This window comes from Pseudomonas mediterranea CFBP 5447 (assembly GCF_000774145.1).
GTDB lineage: Bacteria > Pseudomonadota > Gammaproteobacteria > Pseudomonadales > Pseudomonadaceae > Aquipseudomonas > Aquipseudomonas mediterranea.
In genome coordinates this window covers 1-15,266 of the sequence record NZ_KN322985.1, presented here as the reverse complement: position 1 = coordinate 15,266, position 15,266 = coordinate 1, and the positions used below count along the sequence as shown (strand labels likewise).

Here is a 15,266-nt window from a genome sequence, read left to right as displayed (position 1 = left end):
CCATCCCGGTCGGGATGGGCTACACCCAATGCCAGGCATCGCGCCTGGCATTTTTGTTTCTGGTGCATGGCTGTGATGACGGAACCCTTGTGGGAGCAAAGCTTGCTCGCGATAGGCGCCGGAGCCTCCTGAAAGACCGCGTTGAATTCATCGCGGGCAAGCCTTGCTCCTACAGCGATAAACATCGAACGCCCGACCCCAGGCTATGGTCTGCTCCCTATACGTCCCATCAACGATCAAGGAGACGCTTCCATGTCACAAGCATCGACCTCCAACCAGCGCATCGTCCTCGCTTCCCGTCCCAAGGGCGCTCCCACCGCGGAGAATTTCCGCGTTGAGCAGGTGACCCTGCCAGAGCTGACGGACGGACAGATCCTGCTCAAGACATTGTTCCTGTCCCTGGATCCCTACATGCGCGGACGCATGAGCGATGCGCCTTCCTACGCTGCGCCGGTGGAAATCGATGAGGTAATGACCGGTGGAGCTGTCAGTCGCGTGGTGCGTTCGAAGCACCCGAAATTCCACGAGGGCGATCTGGTAGTGGGTGTCACGGGCTGGCAGAGCCACAGCATCAGCGATGGCCGCAACGTCACCCCCATCCCATCCGGTTTGCCCAGCCCGTCGATGGCCTTGGGGGTGCTGGGCATGCCGGGCATGACCGCCTACATGGGCCTGATGGACATCGGCCAACCCAAGGCCGGGGAAACCCTGGTGGTGGCCGCCGCCTCGGGCGCCGTGGGGTCCGTGGTCGGCCAGGTGGCGAAGATCAAGGGGCTGCGGGTCGTCGGGGTAGCTGGCGGCCGTGAGAAATGCCAATACGTGGTCGATGAGTTGGGATTCGACGCCTGCATCGACCACAAGAGCGAGCACTTTGCCGAAGAGCTGGCCCGGGCGTGCGACAAAGGCATCGACATCTATTACGAAAATGTCGGCGGCAAAGTCTTCGACGCAGTGGTACCGCTGCTCAACGCCAAGGCCCGCGTCCCGCTCTGTGGCCTGATCGCATCCTACAACGAACAACACGCCCCGAGCGGGCCGGATCGCTTGCCGCTATTGCAGCGCACTCTATTGACCAAGCGGGTGCGCATGCAGGGGTTTATCGTGTTTGACGACTACGGTGACCGTCAGCCGGAATTCATCAGTGCCATGGCGCCGTGGGTGCGTGATGGCCGGGTCAAGTTCCGCGAAGACGTGGTCGATGGCCTGGAGAATGCGCCGCAGGCATTTATCGGGCTGCTGGAAGGGCGCAACTTCGGCAAGCTGGTGGTGCGGGTGGCGCAGGATTGAGTATTTGACGCTGGTCAGAGGCGCGGGTATAAACCGCGTCTCGTTGTCATGTCGGACATTTCCTCGATGAGCTTCAGCCCTTTGATTCGCCAACTGATCGATGCCCTGCGAACCTTGCCGGGTGTGGGTCAGAAAACTGCCCAGCGCATGGCGTTGCAATTGCTCGAGCGTGATCGCAGCGGCGGTTCGCGCCTGGCCCAGGCCCTGAGCCAGGCCATGGAAGGGGTGGGGCATTGCCGTTTATGCCGGACCCTGACCGAAGACGACCTGTGCCCGCAATGTGCCGATTCGCGTCGGGACGACACGCTACTGTGCGTCGTGGAAGGGCCGATGGACGTGTATGCGGTGGAACAGACCGGTTTCCGTGGGCGGTATTTCGTGCTCAAGGGACATCTCTCGCCCCTCGATGGCCTGGGACCGGAGGCCATCGGCATTCCCGAACTGATGGCGCGGATCGAAGAGGCGGGGACTTTCACCGAAGTCATCCTCGCCACCAACCCGACGGTAGAGGGCGAAGCCACCGCCCACTACATCGCCCAGTTGCTGAGCAACAAAGGCTTGGTGGCTTCCCGCATCGCCCATGGCGTGCCACTGGGGGGCGAGCTGGAGCTGGTCGATGGCGGGACGCTGGCGCACTCGTTTGCCGGACGCAAGCCGATTACGTTGTAACCCCCACACAAATCCCCTGTGGGAGCGATGATGGCCGGGCGGTTATCGTTCGCTCAGGGAAAACTGCGTCAGGCAGAACGTGGGAATCCCCATGTCCTCCAGTCGCTGGGAGCCCAGCAATTCCGGCAAGTCGATGATCGCCGCGGCTTCGTGGACCTTGGCGCCCATGCGGCGGATCAGGTTGGCGGCGGCGATCAGGGTGCCGCCGGTGGCGATCAGGTCATCGAACATCACCACCGAGTCGCCTTCGCACAGGCTGTCGGCATGCACTTCCAGGAAGGCTTCGCCGTACTCGGTCTGGTAACCCTCGGCCAACACATCGGCCGGCAGCTTGCCTTGCTTGCGGAACAGCACCAGTGGCTTGTTCAACTGGTAGGCGAGGATCGAACCGATCAGGAAGCCCCGGGCATCCATTGCGCCAATGTGGGTGAAGTCGGCCTCGACATAGCGGTGGGCGAAGCTGTCCATCACCAGCCGCAGGGCTGTGGGAGACTGGAACAGCGGGGTAATGTCGCGGAAGATCACGCCGGGTTTGGGGAAGTCGATTACGGGGCGGATCAGGGATTTGATGTCGAAGGAGTCGAAGACCATCGTCGAAGTGTCCTGGCAGGGCTGCAAACGCGGCAGTATAGCGCGGCCAGGGGAATCCCTCAGCCGCGCACGTTCATCAGCCTTCGATCGAGCCGCCGGCCAGGGCGCAGAGCTGGATCGGGTCGAGGATGTGGATTTCCTTGCCTTCGGCAGCGATCAACTCATTTTGCTGGAAACGGGTGAACACCCGGGACACGGTCTCCACGGCCAGGCCCAGGTAGTTGCCGATTTCATTGCGTGACATGCTCAGGCGGAACTGGTTGGCCGAGAATCCACGGGCACGGAAGCGGGCGGAGAGGTTGACCAGGAAGGTCGCGATGCGTTCGTCGGCGGTCTTTTTCGAGAGCAGCAGCATCATCTGCTGATCGTCACGGATCTCCCGGCTCATCACCCGCATCAATTGGCGGCGCAACTGCGGGAGTTGCAGCGCGAGTTCATCGAGACGGTCGAAGGGAATCTCGCACACCGATGTGGTCTCCAATGCCTGGGCCGAGACCGGATGGCTTTCGGTGTCCATGCCGGACAGTCCCACCAGCTCGCTGGGCAGGTGGAAACCGGTGAGTTGTTCCTCGCCGCCATCGCTCAGGTTGAAGGTTTTCAACGCGCCCGAGCGCACGGCATAGACGGAGTCGAAGGTGTCGCCCTGGCGAAACAGGAACTCACCTTTTTTCAACGGACGGCCCCGTTTGACGATTTCATCCAGCGCATCCATGTCCTCCAGGTTCAGCGACAATGGCAGGCAGAGAGGGGCCAGGCTGCAATCCTTGCAATGTGCCTGGCTGTGGGCGCGCAGTTTGACTGGCTCGGACATTTCTTTAATCCTTGTGGGAAAACACACATAAGGCGTAAGGGTAACCCAGCTCTGGAGCCCCGGCCAGTGCGCGTTCGTCGTCAAATTGTCGCGCTCAGATGACGCGGGAGAAGCGTTGCCGGTTTTGCTGCTCCAGATAGGCATCGAACACCATGCATACCGAACGCACCAGCAGGCGCCCGGCAGGCAATACTTTTATGTGAGTATTATCCAGCTCGATCAGCCCGTCCTCGGCCATGGCCTGCAACTGCGGCCACAACGCCGCGAAATAGCCCTGGAAATCGATATTGAAAGCCTGCTCGATCTCGGCGAAAGCCAGGTTGAAATGGCAGATCAATTGCTGGATCACCGCCCGCCGGAGTCGGTCGTCGGCGTTGCACAGCAGCCCGCGACTGGTCGCCAGTTGTCCGTCGGCAAGGATGTTCTGGTACTGGTTCAGATCGCTGCTGTTCTGGCAGTACAGGTCGCCGATCTGGCTGATGGCTGAAACGCCGAGGCCGATCAGGTCGCAATGCCCATGGGTGGTATAGCCTTGGAAGTTGCGCTGCAGGGTGGCCTCTTCCTGGGCGATGGCCAGGTCGTCGTCGGGCAGGGCGAAGTGATCCATGCCGATGTAGCGATAACCGGCGGCGGTCAGTTGTTCGATGGTGCCTTGCAGCATCGCCAGTTTTTGCTCCGGATTCGGCAGCTCCTGGCCGTTGATGCGCCGCTGGGCCATGAAACGCTCCGGCAGGTGGGCGTAGTTGAACACCGACAGGCGGTCTGGTTGCAGGTCGATGACCTCTTCGACGGTGCGGGCGAAGTTGTCCGGGGTCTGCTTGGGCAGGCCGTAGATCAGGTCGATGTTGATCGAACGGAACTGCAGGGTCCGGGCGGCTTCGATCACTGCACGGGTTTCGTCCAGGCTTTGCAGGCGGTTGACGGCGCGCTGCACGGTCGGATCGAAGTCTTGCACGCCGATACTGACCCGGTTGAAGCCCAGTTCCCGCAGCAGGCCCATGGTCGACCAGTCGGCTTCCCGGGGATCGATTTCGATGCTGTAGTCACCGGAGTCGTCATCCAGCAGGTTCAAATGCTTGCGCAGCTTGGCCATCAACTGGCGCAGCTCGTCGTGGCTGAGGAAGGTCGGAGTGCCGCCGCCCAGGTGCAACTGTTCCACGCGCTGGGTCGGGTCCAGGTGGCAGCCGATCAGTTGGATTTCCTGTTCCAGGCGCTGCAGGTAGGCATGGGCCCGACCACGGTCCTTGGTGATGACCTTGTTGCAGGCGCAGTAGTAGCAGATGTTCGCGCAGAACGGCACGTGCACGTACAGCGACAGCGGACGCATGGCCTTGCGGCTGTCGCGCAGGGCGTGGAGCAGGTCGAACGTGCCGACTTGGCCGGCAAATTGCGCCGCAGTCGGGTACGAGGTGTAGCGAGGCCCCGCCACGTCGTAGCGGCGGATCAGGTCAGAGTCCCAACGAATGGCGTCGAGCATGCGGGCGTTCCCCGGATAGGCTGGCATGGGCGCGAGTCTAGGGGGGCGGACGTCGGGGCGTGTTGATTTGCATCAACGGGGCGTGGTGCTGTGCCCGCAGTCGCTCATCGGGCATTTGTGAGCCTCCACTCCCCATTGTGGGAGCGAGCCTGCTCGCGATGGCGTTGGGTCAGTTTGCATCAATGTTGAATGTGATGCCGTCTTCGCGAGCAGGCTCGCTCCCACAGAGAATCCCAGTCAGTGCCCCATGAGCCAGTGCTGGTGCGGCCCCGGTAAGGTCCAGATGCCGAAGATAATCACCAGCAGGCCGCCGGCCATGCGCACGCTGCGTTTGCGCAGCAGGGCGGTGACGCGTTCGGCCGCCAGGCCGGTGGCGAGCAGGACCGGCCAGGTACCGAGGCCGAAAGCCAGCATCAGCAGCGCGCTGTCCAGGGCGTTGCCCTGGCTGGCGGACCACAGCAGGGTGCTGTAGACCAGGCCGCAGGGCAGCCAGCCCCACAGCGCGCCAAGCAGCAAGGCCCGGGGCAAGCTCGATACGGGCAGCAAGCGGTTGGCGACCGGTTGGATATGTCGCCACAAGCCCCGGCCGACGCCTTCAATGCGGGTCAGCCCGCTCCACCAGCCCGCCAGGTACAGGCCCATGGCGATCAGCAGCAACCCGGCCAATACCCGCATGATCATCGCCGCCGGGCTGTTGGCGACGGCCCAGCCGGCCAGGCCGATCAACAGCCCGGCGGTGGCATAACTCAGGATTCGCCCCAGGTTGTACGCCAGCAACAGCCGGAAGCGCCGGCTGCGTTGTTCCTTGGGGATGGCCAGGGTGAGGGCGCCCATCAGGCCGCCGCACATGCCCAGGCAATGGCCACCGCCCAGCAGGCCGAGGATTACCGCCGAAACCAGTAACGGCGCCAGATCAAGCATGGGGCGGGGCCTTGTCGTCCGGTCGTTGGGTCTGGCCGTCGGCTTCGTCCACGGCGGCCTTGTGGTTGGGGTCCTGATCGTCGAACAGGATGCTGTGGGCCGGGCCGTCGAGGTCGTCGTACTGGCCGCTGTCCACGGCCCAGAAGAATATGTACACGGCGATGGCCACGATCAGCAGCGCGGCCGGGATCATCACGTAGAGAGCTGGCATCTCGGAACTCCAGGCCCGCGCGGCTCAGGCCGGCAGCGGGCGGGTATCGGGCATGGTGTTGAAAATCTGCAGCTTGGGCTGGCGAGTCAGCCTCAGCGCATTCAACACCACGGTCAACGAACTGATAGACATGCCGACTGCGGCCCATACCGGGGTAATCCAGCCGAGGGCGGCGAACGGCAACATGAGGCCATTGTACAGCGCCGCCCACACCAGGTTCTCGATGATTACCCGACGGGTGCGCCGGGCCAGGTCGAAGGCGTGGATCAAGGCATCGAGGCGGTTGGACAGCAACACCGCGTCGGCGCTGGTCTTGGCCAGGTCGGTGGCCGAGCCCATGGCAACGCTGATGTCCGCTGCCGCCAGCACCGGCACATCGTTGACCCCATCGCCGAGCATCAGCACCTTGCGGCCTTGCTGGTGCCACTGCTGCAGCACCGCCAGTTTGTCATCCGGGCGCAGACCGCCCCGGGCCTCGTCGATGCCCAATTCGGCGGCGACACTGGCCACCATCGGCGAGCTGTCGCCCGATAGCAGGAGGGTGCGCCAGCCGCGCGCCTTGCAGGCCGCCAGCAAGGCCGGGGCGTCAGCGCGCAGACGGTCGTCGAGGACGAACCAGGCCAAGGGCCCACGGGTATCGCCCAGCAATAACCATTGACCGGCTTCGTCCGGCATCGGCGGCGTTGCCGCGCCGCTTAACTCGCAGACGAAACCGGGTTGGCCGATGCGCAGGCGCTGTTCGCCCACTTGGCCTTCCAGCCCCAGCCCGGGTGTGCTCTGTACCTGCTCGGCGGCCAGTGGTGCGCGGCCAAAGGCCCGTGCGATAGGGTGTTCGGAGCGGTTTTCCAGGGCCGCGGCCAGCGCCAGGCATTGATCGCTGTCGAGGCCCGCCAGGGGGCGAATGGTGCGCAAGGCCAGGCGACCTTCGGTGAGGGTGCCGGTCTTGTCGAAAATCACCGTATCGATCTGGTTCAGGCCTTCCAGCACGTGCCCCCGGGTCAGCAGCAGACCGAGCTTGTGCAGGGTGCCAGTGGCGGCAGTGAGCGCGGTCGGCGTGGCGAGGGACAACGCGCAAGGACAGGTGGCGACCAGCATCGACAGGACAATCCAGAAGGCGCGGGACGCATCCAGCTGCCACCACAACAGACCGATGGCAGCAACGGCGACCAGGGAAAACAACAGGAACCATTGGGCTGCCCGGTCGGCGACTTCCGCCAGACGTGGCTTTTCGGCCTGGGCTCGCTCCAGCAACCGCACGATGGCGGACAACCGGGTGTCTTGCCCCAACGCCTGCACCTCGACGGTCAAGGCACCTTCGACGTTCAATGTGCCCGCGGTAACCGCGTCGCCCGCCTGGCGGGGGTGCGGCAGGTATTCACCGGTCAGCAGGGATTCGTCGATGCTGGACTGGCCGTCGAGGATCCTGCCGTCGGCCGGCAACACCGACCCCGGATGCACCAGGACCCGGTCGCCGGTCCGCAACTCGCTGAGCAGGATACGTTCGCTCTGGCCGTCGCTTGCCAGGCGCAGGCACGAGGCCGGCAACAGATTGACCAGTTGTGCCGTGGCCGCAGCGGTGCGCTCCCTGGCCCGTCGCTCCAGATAGCGGCCGGCCAGCAGGAACAGCGCGAACATGCCCACGGCATCGAAATACAGCTCGCCCACGCCGGTGACGGAGGTCCAGATCCCGGCGATATAGGCGCTGCCGATCGCCAGGGACACGGAAACGTCCATGGTCAGGTGGCGGGTGCGCAGGTCGCGCATCGCCCCTTTGAAAAAAGGTGCGCAGCTATAGAAGACGATGGGGGTGGTGAGAAACAGCGCAACCCAGCGCAGGATGGTGTGCATCTCCGGGCTCAGGTCGATATTGAATTCCGGCCACGTCGCCATGGTCGCCATCATGGCCTGGAACCACAGCAGCCCGGCCACGCCCAGTTGGCGCAGGGCCAGGCGGTTTTGCGCCGCCAGTTGTTCACTGGCCTGGTCGGCCTGGTACGGGTGGGCGACATAGCCGATCTGGCGCAATTCGGCGAGCAGGGTGCTCAGTGGCAGTTCTGCGTCGGCCCAGCGCACTTGCAAGCGATGGTTGGACAGGTTCAACCGCGCTTCGGCCACGGCCGGCAGGCTGCGCAATTGTTTCTCGATCAACCAGCCACAGGCAGCGCAACTGATGCCTTCCATCAACAGGGTGGTCTCGGCCAGCTCGCCTTCGTGGCGCACGAACGATTGCTGCACGTCGGGACGGTCGTACAACGCCAGCTCATCGGTCAATTGGACGGGCAGGGTCTCGGGGTTGGCCGATGCTTCGCTGCGATGCTGGTAATAGCTCTCCAGCCCACCGGCTACAATCGCTTCGGCCACTGCCTGGCAGCCCGGACAGCACAGCTCGCGGGTTTCACCCAGGACAACGGCGGTGAAGCGGCTGCCGGGAGGGACGGGCAGGGCGCAGTGGTAGCAGGGCTGGGGCGTGGTCATTGCATTTTCACAGAACGTTGTCCAATGATCGTTCCCATGCTCTGCGTGGGAACGCATCCTGTGACGCTCCGCGTCACGCTTGCGAGGGGACGCGGAGCGTCCCGGGCTGTGTTCCCACGCGGAGCGTGGGAACAATCAGAACGACAGAAAGACGAGCTACTTCTTCAGGTCCTCGGCACCTTGCAGCGGCTCATCGCCCAGCAGGATGGCCTGGTCGTGGTCAACCTGCTCTTCTTCGAACAGTCTCCACGTCTTGTCGTTTTCCACCCCCAGCAATTCGACAAAGCGCCGGCCTTCGATCTTGTCCGTCAACTGGCCGATGTAGCGCCCCGGCTCGCTGTCGTTGCGGGTCAGGACGATCTTGCGGTCCTTCTCCGGCTGGGTCGGCGAAATCAGACTCAACTCCAGGGTCTGGGGCCGGCTGTTGCCGCTCAGGCGCAGGTTCACCTCGCCAGTGACATCATCCATCTGCACATTGGCATGCAACTGCAGGGTCTGGGCCAGCAGTTCGCGCTCCAGCGAGCGGTTGATGCCCTTGCCGGCTTCGTAGTAGTTGTCGTTGACCAGGTTGTCCGGGTTCTTCACCGCAATGGTCACCATCGTCAGGCTCAAGGTCACCGAACAGGTCAGGATCCCGATAATGATCCACGGCCAGAGGTGCTTGTACCAGGGGCTGGTGGCGGTTGCTGCAGGCATGTTCAGTTCTCTCAACGAATTTGTGGGCCGATGAACCGGCTCTTGGCTTCGACATGAACGCTGTCGTCATCGGCATCCTTGAGGATGAAGGTCACCTCGTTGGTGCTCGACGGCAGTTGGTCCGGCGCACTGGACAATTCCACCGGCTGGCTGAAGATATCCCCGGCCGCGACCTTGATTTCCCGTCGGCCTTGCAGCTTCAGGTCGGGCAAACCGGTGGCCTCCAGCACATAGGTGTGATCGCGCTGGTCCTTGTTCATGATCTTCAGGCTGTAGACGTTCTCGATCCGGCCTTCGGCGTTTTCGCGGAACAGCACGCGGTCCTTGCTGACGTCGAAACCCACCAGCGAACGCATGAAGAACGCGGTCACCAGCAGGCTGATCATCGCCAGCAGCACCAGGGCATAGCCGATCAGGCGCGGGCGCAGTTTATGGGTTTTCTGCCCCGACAGGTTGTGTTCGGTGGTGTAGCTGATCAGGCCGCGCGGATAATCCATCTTGTCCATGATGTTGTCGCAGGCATCGATGCAGGCGGCGCAGCCGATGCACTCGATCTGCAGGCCGTCGCGGATGTCGATGCCGGTGGGGCAGACCTGGACGCACATGGTGCAATCAATGCAATCCCCCAGGCCCAAGGCCTTGTAGTCGATACCTTTCTTGCGCGGGCCACGGCCTTCGCCACGACGCGGATCGTAGGACACGATCAGTGTGTCCTTGTCGAACATCACGCTCTGGAAGCGGGCATAAGGGCACATGTAGATACACACTTGCTCACGCAGCCAGCCGGCGTTGCCGTAGGTGGCGAGGGTGAAGAAGCCGACCCAGAAATACGACCAGCCATCGGCCTCGCCGGTAAAGAACTCGAACACCAGTTCGCGGATCGGTGTGAAGTAGCCGACGAAGGTCATGCCGGTGACGAAGCCGATCAACAGCCAGAGGCTGTGCTTGGCGAATTTGCGCAGGAACTTGTTCGCCCCCATGGGCGCCTTGTCCAGCTTGATGCGCTGGTTGCGGTCGCCTTCGGTGATTTTTTCGCACCACATGAAGATCCAGGTCCACACGCTCTGTGGGCAGGTGTAGCCACACCACACCCGTCCGGCGTAGACCGTAATGAAAAACAGGCCGAAGGCGGCAATGATCAGCAGCCCGGACAACAGGATGAAATCCTGGGGCCAGAAGGTCGCGCCAAAAATAAAGAACTTGCGTTCCGGCAGGTTCCACCAGACGGCCTGGTGACCGCCCCAGTTCAACCAGACGGTACCGAAGTACAGCAGGAACAAAAAGGCTCCGCCCACCATCCGCAGATTACGGAACAGACCGGTGAAGGCGCGGGTGTAGATTTTTTCCCGAGAGGCATACAAGTCGACGCTCTTGTTGGCGTCCTTGGCAGGCGGGGTAACGTCGTGTACCGGAATCTGGTTGCTCATCAAATGCATCCCACGGCAGTGGAAAAGTGCCGGGGCCAGTGCGTGCCGACCACGGTCAGAAAGGGTGCTGCAATGGCGCAATGATACGCCTGTCGCTCTAGCTCAAGGGTGCGACCTTTGGTCGCGTTGGGAGTCAAGGTCGAATGGTGTAGCGGATGTAACAAGTCATGACTCAGATCAATTGACTTGTTGAGTATAGTCGTCCAGCCAAAGCGGGCGATTGGAGGAGGTGGAGTCCGCCTTCGGCGGATTGGGTGTGGCCTTGAACATGATTTCTGGCGTAGTCGTAGGTAAAGACGCAAGGTTGCGTAGCCTGGACGAGCGCGGTAGCCAGGGTGTCGGGACGCTCTGAAGGTTGCCTGCACTTTGTGGCGAGGGGATTTATCCCCGCTCGGCTGCGCAGCAGCCGTAGTCAGGTTTATGCGTCTTCCAGAAAACCTCAGTGCATGGTTGTTGGGGCTGCTGCGCAGCCCAGCGGGGCGGTGCGACGCTTCGCTAAATCCCCTCGCCACAGGATTGTGTTCTTGAATCCGCGTTTTGTACTTCGATGGTTCACGCTTCGTCCAAATCCTCCTCGTCGATCAAGCCTTGGACGAATCGAAGGAAATTCGAGCATACAAGTTTTTCGGACTCGGCCTGATTCTCTTCAGGGCTGAGGTCGCTGTCGAAAGTATCGGTGGTGAAGTAACTGATGGCTCCTGAATCAAGGTTCAAGCAAAAAAAGTTGCCGCCCAGGTCGTCTGCAAAAGGAAGGAGGTGTGTAGGAAGAACTTGTTTCTTCAGCATGAGTTGATAGGTGGATAGAAGCGTGGGCTCCCCATAGGCAATCGGCCTGAAGGAGGCTACTTCGATTGGATCGTAAAAATCTTCGCTGACCCAGTAAGCCCGTTCCGGCATGCCTCCGTTGTACTTGAGGTAGTGGTTTCTGAAAGTAACGGGCAGTTTCTTACCAATGATGGTCTCCAGGTGGTCCAGATCGGTAGAGGTAATAGCCGTTTCGCAATCTGAGAACTTGTTTTCAAGCATCGAAATCTCCAGTCATGAGCAGCGCCCAGGTTTGACTTTGCTGTTGGGAATTTTGTTGGCCAGCCAGCCCTTTTTTGAGGCTGCGAGGACTGACTCACTGCTGTCGTAATTAACCTTGAAATGTTTTTCATACTGAGCAACCGAGCCGCCGTGAGGGTATGTGGCCTCATGGGCGGATTTTTTGACAAGCTGCATTGTTGTATGACCCGTTTTCGGGTCGAAGTCATCAACGTGGTGCCAGGTGTAGTCCTTCTTGGCACTTCTGGGAATACCTGCTTCTTTGAAGGCTTGAGTAAAATCGCGCGACCTGGAACCTTGCATCTTGATCGTCACGATATTTCTTTGTGAGCCCGTTATCGGATAAAGATCACTGCTTCCGGTGAAGTCGACCCCGGCATACGCCCAGCCCCATGGATCCGCCCATCCGATCGGGTTCGGCGCGTATTGGTAAAGATTGAGTCCACCTTCCAACCCAATCGGATCCGGCGTCGTAAACCTTCCGACATCCGGATCGTAAAACCTGAACGTATTGAAATGCAGCCCCGTCTCCCGGTCCAGGTACTGCCCCTGGAACCGCAGGTTCTGCTCTTCGATGTAATACGGCTCGCGCACTTCCGACAGGGTGTTTCCCCAGACCCGGTACGTTGCCTGCCAAACGTTGTGCCCATCGGCTTCGGTGAGTTGTTCCGGCAGGCCGTTGAGGTCATTGTGGTAATAGCGGATCTTTTGCAGCGGGCCGGTGCCGTCGACGCGGGCGAGGGGTTCGTAGCTGTTATCGTCGTAGAGGTACAGGCTGGTCTGCAGGTGGCGATGCTCCTGCAACAGGCGCAGGCCGTCCCAGGTGAAGCGGGTTTCGCCGAGCGGATAACCGTTATTGTCATGCTCGGTTTTGGCGATGCGTCGGCCCAGGGGGTCGTAGGTCATGCGCACGACGCTGCCATGCTCGTTGCGCACTTCGATCAGGCGGCTCTCGGCATCGTAGGCGAAGCGTTGCCGACCTCGTTTGGCGCTGCGTTTTTCGATCATCCGGCCGAACGCGTCGTAGCGGTAACGCTTGTCCTCATACGTCAGCAGTTTGTTGTGCACCACCCGGCCGGCACCGGCTTGCGGGCCGTCCAGCAGGTTAGCGGCGGCGTCGTAGACAAAGGTTTCGCGTTGGCCGTGAAGGCTGTCCTGGCTGGCGATAATGCGGCCGGTGGCGTCGTAGTGCAGCAGTTGGCGGTGCTGCGCGGCCGGTTGCTGGTCGAGTTTGCCGATCAGGTTGTCGGCGGGGTCGTACTCGAAGTGTTTTTGCACCGCCGCCGGCAGTAGCGACGGTTGGCTGGTGTGGCGGCGTTGGCGCGAGCGAAGGCGGCCGCTGCGGTCATATTCGCTGCGGGTGCTGATCTGCCCTTGGGTGCGCAGTACTTCACGGTGCAGGCGGTCGCGTTCGAAGTCGCTGATGACCTGGCCGTCGAGGTTGATCTGGTGCAGGTGCCCGCTGCCGTAGTACAGCCGGTTGAGCCAGCGGCCATCGGGCAGTTGGGTCTGGATCAGGTTGCCGAGTTCGTCGTAGCGGTGTTGCAAGTTGCCGGCGGCGCTGTTTTCGGTCAGCAACTGGCCGAGAGCGTCGTAGGCGAAGCTCAGGCTTTGGGCGTTGCCCTGGTGGTCCGTGAAGGTGACGGCGGTGAGCTGGTCCAGCGGGTCGTAGGCGTATTCAGTGCGGCCATCGTCGGTGATTTTGGCGATCAGCCGACCCACGGCGTCGCGCTCCAGTCGATGGACGATGGGCGGCGGTGGCGCTTCGGAGACGACTGCCAGGCCGGTGCCGTGAGGGGCCGGAACGGCCGTCAGCGCCGCGACGTTATCTAGTCGGTCGTAGGCGTAGCGCTTGGCGCTGCCATCCAGATCCTGCTGTTCGGTCAATCGGTCGCCAGCATCCCAGGCAAACCGATAGCTTTCACCATTCTCATTGACCAGGGCCTGCAGTCGTCCATAGCTGTCATACGCAAACTGCACCTGCCGGCCCTGGGCGTCGGTGCGCTGGCGGACCTGGCCGCGGCGGTTGTGTTGGTAGAGCGTGGTGTGCCCGGCCGGGTCGGTGTAGCCGGTCAACTGGCCGGCGACGTCGCGCTGGTAAAGCTCGCTGCGGCCGTCCGGCAACTGGCTGCCGAGCAAGCGGCCTTGGGCGTCGTAGCTGAACTGGGTACGCTCGCCGAGGGCATCGGTGATGGTTTGCAGGTAGCCGCGCGGGTCGTAGCTGAACCGCGTCGGATAACCCGAACAATCGACATGCTCCACCAGTTGTCCGAACGGGTTCCAGCGCAGCATCTTGCTCTTGCCGGTGGCGTCGATGATCTCCACGACCTGGCCGTGGGCGTCGTAGCGGTAGCGGGTGACGTGGCCCAACGGATCGGTTTCAGCGATGCAATTGCCGCGCTGATCGTAGCGGTACGTCCAGCTGTGGCCGGCGGCATTGGTGTCGGTCAGCGGCAAGGACCAGTGTTCCAACCAGAGGGTGGTGTTGCTGCGGCCCAGCGGGTCGGTTTCGCTGATCAGATTGCCGGCTTCGTCGTAGCTGTAGGCGTAGTGCCCGCCCTGTGGGTCGGTAGCGGCCAGCATCTGGCGCTCGTCGTTCCACTCGAACGACCAGGTCTGGCCAAGGGTGTCGGTGAATTGGGTGATCTGATGCTGGCTGTTCCAGTGGCGGGTGCTGACCCGCTGCAAGCCGTCGCGGATGCGGGTGATGCCGGCCGTGAGGTCATAGTCGAACTGGTAGGTATCGCCCTCGTCGGTCCAGTGCCGGACCACGCGCCATTCCTGGTCTTCGATCAAGGCCCAGTCGTAGAAACAGTGAAGGCCCGTCGGTAACTGGTGTTCCACCATGCGCCGACCGGCGTCGTAGGCGAAGCGTCGTTGCACCTGGCCGGTGGCGTCGCGTACTTCGGCCAGGTTGCCCGCCGCGTCGTAGGCGTAGCCGGCCAGCACTTCGCGTTGCTGGTCGGGGTACAGGCGTTCGATCTGGCTGACACGTTCACGTTCGTAAACCAGTTCGACCTGCACCAGGTCGAACGTATCGCGCAGGCGTACCAGGCGTCCGGTTTCGTTGTAGTCAAGATGGATGCGGTTGTCGTTGCGGTCGCCCAATTGATTCAGGCGCAGCAAAGCCGCGTTCCCCGGCGCCGGTTCGAACAGGCGATACAGGCCATCCGCGCTTTCGATCAGCAATTGCCCGTTGGCATGGCGCCGCACGGCGAGACCTTCGCCGGGGCTGAACACTGCACCACCCAGGGGAATCGAGCCCATGTCGATGGGCCGGCCCTGTTCGTCGGTATAGACCAGGGTTTCACCGCCCTCGGGATGGGGCCGGATCTCGACGCACACCTCATAGGGCACGCTCCAGCCGATGCCAAACAGCCCTTCGCCGCGTTCGTCACGGCTGTTGTAGAAGCGCTGCCAGTCGATGGGCAGGATGCCGGGCAAGACGAAATCCAGCTCTTCATCGCCGCCCAGGACCTTGGCCCCGGTCGCCGCATGCACCGGGTTCGACGAACCCATGGCCGCATTGGCCGCCGCGCTCATGGCGCTGCTGACCGCCATCGACGCCGCTGCCCCGGCGAGCATGCACGGCAGTTTGCTGAAGAACTTGCCCTTGCCGCCCTTGAGCATCAGCAACGCGGTGACCGCCAGCCCCAC

The 15,266-nt window shown here is 62.2% G+C and carries 12 protein-coding genes; 2 read left to right on the top strand and 10 right to left on the bottom strand.

Annotated elements, in window-relative coordinates:
- The first annotated feature begins 252 nt into the window (after positions 1 to 252).
- Both N005_RS12350 and recR read left to right on the top strand, forming a co-directional pair.
- Complete coding sequence (locus tag N005_RS12350; protein WP_047701466.1) at positions 253 to 1,287, top strand: NADP-dependent oxidoreductase; 1,035 nt, start codon at positions 253 to 255, stop codon at positions 1,285 to 1,287.
- Between the two features lie 66 nt (positions 1,288 to 1,353).
- A complete protein-coding gene (recR, locus tag N005_RS12345) occupies positions 1,354 to 1,956 on the top strand; it encodes a recombination mediator RecR (RefSeq protein ID WP_041020490.1) in 603 nt (200 codons plus the stop codon).
- A 42-nt stretch (positions 1,957 to 1,998) separates the two neighbouring features.
- Here recR and N005_RS12340 read toward each other — a convergent pair whose 3' ends face one another.
- The 10 genes from N005_RS12340 to N005_RS12295 all read right to left on the bottom strand — a co-directional run.
- The gene (locus N005_RS12340) at positions 1,999 to 2,547 is read right to left on the bottom strand and encodes an adenine phosphoribosyltransferase (RefSeq protein ID WP_047701465.1); all 549 of its coding nucleotides are present in this window, start codon (positions 2,545 to 2,547) and stop codon (positions 1,999 to 2,001) included.
- Positions 2,548 to 2,623: 76 nt separating this feature from the next.
- Positions 2,624 to 3,358, bottom strand: coding sequence for a fumarate/nitrate reduction transcriptional regulator Fnr (gene fnr / locus N005_RS12335; RefSeq protein WP_047701464.1), 735 nt, complete (start codon positions 3,356 to 3,358; stop codon positions 2,624 to 2,626).
- A gap of 94 nt (positions 3,359 to 3,452) precedes the next feature.
- Positions 3,453 to 4,835 (bottom strand): oxygen-independent coproporphyrinogen III oxidase, encoded by a 1,383-nt coding sequence (gene hemN, locus N005_RS12330; RefSeq protein ID WP_047701463.1) that lies wholly within the window; start codon positions 4,833 to 4,835, stop codon positions 3,453 to 3,455.
- Positions 4,836 to 5,072: 237 nt separating this feature from the next.
- Positions 5,073 to 5,756 (bottom strand): sulfite exporter TauE/SafE family protein, encoded by a 684-nt coding sequence (locus tag N005_RS12325; RefSeq protein ID WP_047701462.1) that lies wholly within the window; start codon positions 5,754 to 5,756, stop codon positions 5,073 to 5,075.
- Entirely contained in the window at positions 5,749 to 5,967 is a 219-nt protein-coding gene (gene ccoS / locus N005_RS12320) for a cbb3-type cytochrome oxidase assembly protein CcoS (RefSeq protein ID WP_041020485.1), read from the bottom strand. Before ccoS ends, N005_RS12325 begins: the two co-directional genes overlap by 8 nt.
- Before the next feature lie 24 nt (positions 5,968 to 5,991).
- The gene (locus tag N005_RS12315) at positions 5,992 to 8,442 is read right to left on the bottom strand and encodes a heavy metal translocating P-type ATPase (RefSeq protein ID WP_047701461.1); all 2,451 of its coding nucleotides are present in this window, start codon (positions 8,440 to 8,442) and stop codon (positions 5,992 to 5,994) included.
- Between the two features lie 156 nt (positions 8,443 to 8,598).
- Complete coding sequence (locus N005_RS12310) at positions 8,599 to 9,138, bottom strand: FixH family protein (protein WP_047701460.1); 540 nt, start codon at positions 9,136 to 9,138, stop codon at positions 8,599 to 8,601.
- A gap of 11 nt (positions 9,139 to 9,149) precedes the next feature.
- Positions 9,150 to 10,565 (bottom strand): cytochrome c oxidase accessory protein CcoG, encoded by a 1,416-nt coding sequence (ccoG, locus tag N005_RS12305; protein WP_047701459.1) that lies wholly within the window; start codon positions 10,563 to 10,565, stop codon positions 9,150 to 9,152.
- A 552-nt stretch (positions 10,566 to 11,117) separates the two neighbouring features.
- Positions 11,118 to 11,591, bottom strand: coding sequence for an SMI1/KNR4 family protein (locus N005_RS12300; RefSeq protein WP_047701458.1), 474 nt, complete (start codon positions 11,589 to 11,591; stop codon positions 11,118 to 11,120).
- A 12-nt stretch (positions 11,592 to 11,603) separates the two neighbouring features.
- The coding region (locus N005_RS12295) for an RHS repeat-associated core domain-containing protein (RefSeq protein ID WP_047701457.1) at positions 11,604 to 15,266 on the bottom strand (3,663 nt) is incomplete at its 5' end.